The sequence below is a fragment of the Neobacillus drentensis genome, assembly GCF_036965425.1.
In the GTDB taxonomy this organism is placed as follows: Bacteria; Bacillota; Bacilli; order Bacillales; family Cytobacillaceae; genus Neobacillus; species Neobacillus drentensis_F.
This window is the reverse complement of record NZ_JBALPP010000002.1, coordinates 1-5520: the sequence shown is the minus strand read 5'-3', so window position 1 is coordinate 5520 and position 5520 is coordinate 1. Positions and strand designations below refer to the sequence as shown.

8 protein-coding genes are annotated in these 5520 nt (G+C 33.9%); 2 read left to right on the top strand and 6 right to left on the bottom strand.

Going from position 1 to position 5520, the window contains the following annotated elements; all coding sequences use genetic code 11:
• Positions 1–260 precede the first annotated feature (260 nt).
• On the top strand, positions 261–623 hold the full coding sequence (locus V7161_RS00100) for a VOC family protein (protein ID WP_335441729.1): 363 nt from the start codon (positions 261–263) through the stop codon (positions 621–623).
• Between the two features lie 97 nt (positions 624–720).
• Here V7161_RS00100 and V7161_RS00095 read toward each other — a convergent pair whose 3' ends face one another.
• Positions 721–909 (bottom strand): hypothetical protein, encoded by a 189-nt coding sequence (locus tag V7161_RS00095; RefSeq protein WP_335441728.1) that lies wholly within the window; start codon positions 907–909, stop codon positions 721–723.
• A 435-nt stretch (positions 910–1344) separates the two neighbouring features.
• Between V7161_RS00095 and V7161_RS00090 the strand changes: the two genes are divergently transcribed.
• Positions 1345–1647 (top strand): DUF6241 domain-containing protein, encoded by a 303-nt coding sequence (locus V7161_RS00090; RefSeq protein WP_335441727.1) that lies wholly within the window; start codon positions 1345–1347, stop codon positions 1645–1647.
• Positions 1648–1988: 341 nt separating this feature from the next.
• Here V7161_RS00090 and V7161_RS00085 read toward each other — a convergent pair whose 3' ends face one another.
• From V7161_RS00085 to V7161_RS00065, 5 genes are all read right to left on the bottom strand, one after another.
• Entirely contained in the window at positions 1989–2390 is a 402-nt protein-coding gene (locus V7161_RS00085) for a hypothetical protein (RefSeq protein ID WP_335441726.1), read from the bottom strand.
• Between the two features lie 775 nt (positions 2391–3165).
• Complete coding sequence (locus V7161_RS00080) at positions 3166–3375, bottom strand: glycine zipper domain-containing protein (RefSeq protein WP_335441725.1); 210 nt, start codon at positions 3373–3375, stop codon at positions 3166–3168.
• 179 nt (positions 3376–3554) lie between these two features.
• A complete protein-coding gene (locus V7161_RS00075; RefSeq protein WP_335441724.1) occupies positions 3555–3920 on the bottom strand; it encodes a hypothetical protein in 366 nt (121 codons plus the stop codon).
• Between the two features lie 178 nt (positions 3921–4098).
• A complete protein-coding gene (locus tag V7161_RS00070; protein ID WP_335441723.1) occupies positions 4099–4269 on the bottom strand; it encodes a hypothetical protein in 171 nt (56 codons plus the stop codon).
• A gap of 537 nt (positions 4270–4806) precedes the next feature.
• A partial coding sequence (locus V7161_RS00065) for a substrate-binding domain-containing protein (RefSeq protein WP_335441722.1) occupies positions 4807–5520 on the bottom strand: 714 nt, incomplete at its 5' end.

Below are 5520 nucleotides of genomic sequence, written 5' to 3'. Positions count from 1 at the left end.
AAGGCACAAATAATTGTGCCTTACAATGGAGTGAAATGTCTTCCCAATATAATATATTCTATTATGTTTATTTGCGTTTAGATTAGAACCTAGCCACAATTAATTAACTTTCTAGCACTAATCAGCCCCGTTCGTATATAAAATAGATTCGCCGCACCGTATTAACAAATTGAATTTTTTCTATTAGAACAGTCAAATATAGACTATTATATAAAGGTACGATACATACTATTTACCGTTTGGAGGAATGCATTGTGAAAATGGAGCATGTGGGGATTATGGTCAATGACATGGACGAGTCTTTAGCGTTCTATCAAAAGATCCTCGGTTTAGAATTAAGAAATAGAGAGTGGTTAAATGACACTGTTGAGCTTGCATTTTTATTTTTTCCTGAGCAGCCAAGTGTAGAGGTTGAACTAGTCTACGGCGGCCCGGTTGAAAACGAAGGAATTGTTAACCACTTGGCCTTTACTGTTGAAAACATTGAAGCGGAACTCGTACGTTTTAAAAAAGCAGGCGTCAAATTAGTAGATGAAGAACCTCGAAGCATTTTAAATAATACAGTTAAAATCGCCTTTTTCCAAGGTCCGAATGGTGAGAAGCTAGAACTGGTAGAAAGATGAATGTATATAGCAAAGTGAGTGATTCGCCGCTCTCTTTTTTTATGGAAATATAGGAGAAATAGAGGGGAATTTTTAAAAAGTGTCCCTCCTTCCCCTATTATTCGTCCTTAGTTAAACTTTTTAATAACTTGTGGTGCTTATGCAGTTTATGGATAATATAGCTGAATTGGAATACTGAGAATACTTGAATATAGTTGGCTAGGTCGTTTAAGCCAATGACTTTTAACATGATAGCTGTAACTACTATGGTAATCCAAAACTCTAGTGACCTTATATAGCCTAGCACAGAATCTCCCCTTTCCGTAATTTATAGTAGAATCCTCTGAAAAAATTTCAGTCTGTTGCGGGTAAAGTTCTATTATTAGAGTAGTGAAAGTGAGAAATAATCCACTTCATGTCCTCGTTATAGTTAAGAATTGACCTGATAGTAAAGTTGCCATTAATACACTTCTTTTCAACAAGGAATTTGTCTATCACTATATTTAATGAAAAAAATTCTCTTATTGAAAGGGACAAGTTATTTATTAATCCATAAATTTTTTTCTTTATGATATTCATTCCTTATTCAACTAAACTGCCCGATGATTTAAGTGTATTTCTTCACAAATCTTTGCGCCAAAGATAATAAAATTCTCATTTTATTTCAATTAATCCTTTTATTTTAAATTTAATGGTGTGTTAGAATTAAATCGGTCTCTTTGATGATTAAGATAGCGTTCTAATGACTATGAATCAAATGACACATCAGAAAATAGCGGCTGAAGAGAAGATCGGTGCTGTACCAATGAATAAAGCGAACATTAAAGAAGTTACTGAATTCGTTGAAGACAGCCATTTTGAGCATAAAGATGAAATGCTAATGATTTTAGACAAGTGGGCAGAAGGAGACTTCTCTACTGTTGACGGTGACCATGACTATATCTTGAAAATGCAAGATGGTACTAAAGGCTGGTCTACTGGATTGTTCACACCTGAAGAAGAAGCTCAATTCGTTTTGGAAAATTGGGGTAGCAAATTAGACTAAGAAAGGAGGTTGAAAATGGACCATATGTGTTCATTGTAATGAGAAAAACGTCCCTGAAGAAGGTATTCTATGCCTTGAGTGCCTTGATAAATTCATGGAAAAAATAAAAGTAGTTAATCCAAAAAAACTCCTCTATTGAGGGCTTTTTTTGAATATATAAAATTCTCACTTTAAATCAACATTAAGCTTTAACATAGCCTATTATTAATAAAAACAATAAGGACCATTAGAGTCCTAGTAACTTTTCTTCCTCAACTAAGGCCCTCGTGAGTGTAAGGACATTTTTTCATAATCTTACCTTCGTCACCATAGGAAAAAGTTATTCCAACTTAAGTTAATTTTTATATCCTTACAATTTTTATAGATGCACTAGACGGCGTAAGGAATTTCTTTTCCCCAACCGAAAAATCAGATTTTTGACGCTTTATTTCTTCATATTGAACTACCTTGCCTTTATTAAGAAAAACCAATAGATATATATCGTCCCTCGTATCAATATTACTTGGGTCTTTAAAATGGACATCTAATTGTTCATCGATACTTACTTGAGTTGTATAAGGCGGAAAAATAAAGGCTTTGTCCCAAGTGAATTTAGCCAAAGACGTTATATCTATTTCACTTTTACTTTTGTCTTCCACTACTGTATAAATAAACTCTTCTAATTTTTTATTCTGTAGTACATTGCTGTCACTACATCCTACTAACAAATATAAAGAAAAAATGACAATTATAACTTTTTTCAAATTAAAGCCCCTTTTTTTAATTAACAAAAGACTGCATACACTCACTCTACAATTCACACAATCGAATTTTCTAAATTTTAACATATTTATTCATTTATGTTGGACTTTTCTGTGTATTCTTATTAAACTATACTGCCCTGTTTGCACAACAAGCAAAAAAGACCGCAGCAGCGATCCTCTTGAACTCTTGCACCCGTTCGTAATGGTTAGCCTGATTTTTCTGGTTGACCTTTTTCTATATGGTCATATGAATACGGTAGTCGGGGTAGAACAAGCCCAAGTTAAGTATACGCTCAGGTTTTATATACTTTTATTTATAGATATTGAATTAACACTAAAGCTATGAAAATAATAAAAAGCGATTCCCCATAACATCGTTTTAAATCGTACCTTTTTCTTTTCATCCTGAATCCTCCAAGAAACGATCCAATCGAATATTCCTATCAAAATTATAGTAATGATTACCCATAACACATCCATTGTTATCCCCCTATAAAATAAATGAGTGCTACCATACCAAATATACCATAATACCCTAATTTTGGTAATTTAATTCCCTTACTTCTTAAGCTAACCTGCTTCGATAGTGGAATAAGCAAAAAAGATGAGCTCGCCGCAGCGAACCCTTTTTTTCACAAAAGCACTCGTTACTTTAAGTGAAACAATCCACAATCTTTTCTAGAAATTTACCTAAAAAGCTGAATAAATTAATAGAAAAATAAAAGGACTCCCTTTTTGAGAGTCTTAATGCATTTAGTACCTCTTTGTTTAAATGCTAATCATCTCGGTCCGCATCACCGTCATTAGCTTCATCGGCTCCTTCGCCGAGATTGTTACCCATCACTCCACCTGTAACTGCTCCTACTACAGTACCAATCGGACCGTATGCAGAACCCACGGCAGCACCAGAGACAGCACCAACAACAGTACCTACAGCCTCACCAGCATCGTAATCGACTCGATTGCGTTCGTTTTTATCAGCCATTCATTTCACTCCTTATTAAAAAATGGGAAGTGCTTTTCCAGCACAATCCCTTAACATATTTTGTCCTCGAAAGACAGAATTACACGATGAATAATTTACTCCCTTTAATATCCTAACCGTCAAGAAAATAACAAAAATGATACCAATTTTGCAACTTGATCTTCAACTATTGCACCCCGTTAGCTGAATAAGGATCCAGAATTATCGATATGAAAATGGAACCAACTAAGCCCTACAAATGTAGGAGATGAACAGAGACCCTCGAACTCCACCTGTCCTTTATCGTATGTATTAGGACCCGTTACACTAATTTCTCGTCCAAGTTGGTTAACTAATTGAAGTATATAAAACACTGCCTTATCTGGTTCTTCAATTAGTAATTTGGTTTCACAAACAAGTTCATACTTCGATTTATCCTTCCAATATGGCTCCAATTTTACCGTGTTTATTTCTCCAATTACTTGAGATAATCTGTTTATTACTTTTTGTGCCTTTTCTTTTGAGGTGACATCGATGAATATCCGCCAATATATTGTTTCAAACATTTAATTACTCCCTTTAAGCACTTTTATTAGGTTGTTTTTTGGGGAATGCCATCTTGAAGTATCGCACCCGTTAGTTGAATAAGCTTCACTTTTCTTTTGTTAATTGTCTGCTGAAAAGTCTATATTATTTTTGATAGTATAAAGAAAAACATTATTAGTTAATGATTCTCATCCTCTTTTATTCATTACAAGCATTAGTTGGTTCGTCACCTACTACTTTGGCAATTGTGTTCGAAATTCCCTGTGCCTCTAAACACTTTTTATATTCTGCTTCATTAGATAATTCAATTATACCTACTATACCTACTATAATTACGACCGCTACTACTGCGGATAATATTTTTTTCACATCGATATCTCCTTTATATGTAGAAATTATTTCCATAAAAAGCATAACAAAGATTTATTAAGCCGTAAATACAGTGATAGTCTAATAAAATATAAGACCTTAGCCGTAGCTCCCTCGCTATTATTAGATATGTTTCATCTTCTAATTCCACACTATACTATTTTTAGTAACCTGCTCCGTTAGCTGAACAAGAAAAAGACCGCCGCAGCGATCTCATCTTGAACTCTTGCACCCGTTAGTTGCATAACTAGGTAGTAAATTTAAATTAAATTCAATGACAATCCTAAACTGTTTAGCCAATCCTTATAGAAATTTCGCTGATTAAGGATGCTAACAAAATTTAAAGTATCATCACAATCAAAAATATCAACTAAATCCTTTGATATAGCTTGTTTTCCAAAACTTAATTTGTAAGCTAAACGTCCACTTCCCATTGATAGTGCCATTGGAGATGGATACACGTTTAATGCAGCACCATTACAAATAATTTGGAGGTTCATTTCTTCTAAATCTTGTCTGAGCTTTTCTGCTTTTTTACTACATAGTAGAATTGCTATTCCAATTTTTTTGGATTACATTAATAAAAGATTGAATTGTTTCAAGGTTTTCTTTTTCCTTCAACGTAATGATAGAGGTTTTTATTTTTATGTTCTCAGTAACTAGGATCGGGACTAAATCACCATTGTTAATTTCTTCTTTTAGGCTGACACTGGCTCCCATCCCTACCCCAATATTATTTAATACTGCCATTTTGATTCCTTCTAAACTTCCAAATTCTATTACGTTTTGTGATAAGAGTTTCATTTGTTCTAAATATTTACTGATCATCGGATCATAACATCCATCAGCTTGTAGTTGTAAAAAAGGAAATTTCGGCAGTAATTGGTCTACCGGGTACCTACCATATAACTCTTTAGAAACCACTGTTACCAATTCGTCGCCCTCTGAAATCAATATATTTGTCATTCCAATTTTATATAACTCGCCCGAAATAATCCCTATATCGTATTTATTTGATTCTATCCCTTTTATAATTTCATCCCTTTTACAGGAAATCAACTTAATCTGTACCTGGGGATATAGCTTCAGTAACTCAGGTATGATATAAGGAAAATAATACGTCCAATAGCCTTCAGTAGCGGCAATCGTTACATTGCCGTACAAATTTGAAAGTTCGTCGAATGATGATTCAATCTCCTCAACTATGGAAAAAAGCTGATCCGTATATGATTTAAGGATTTCACCTGCAGG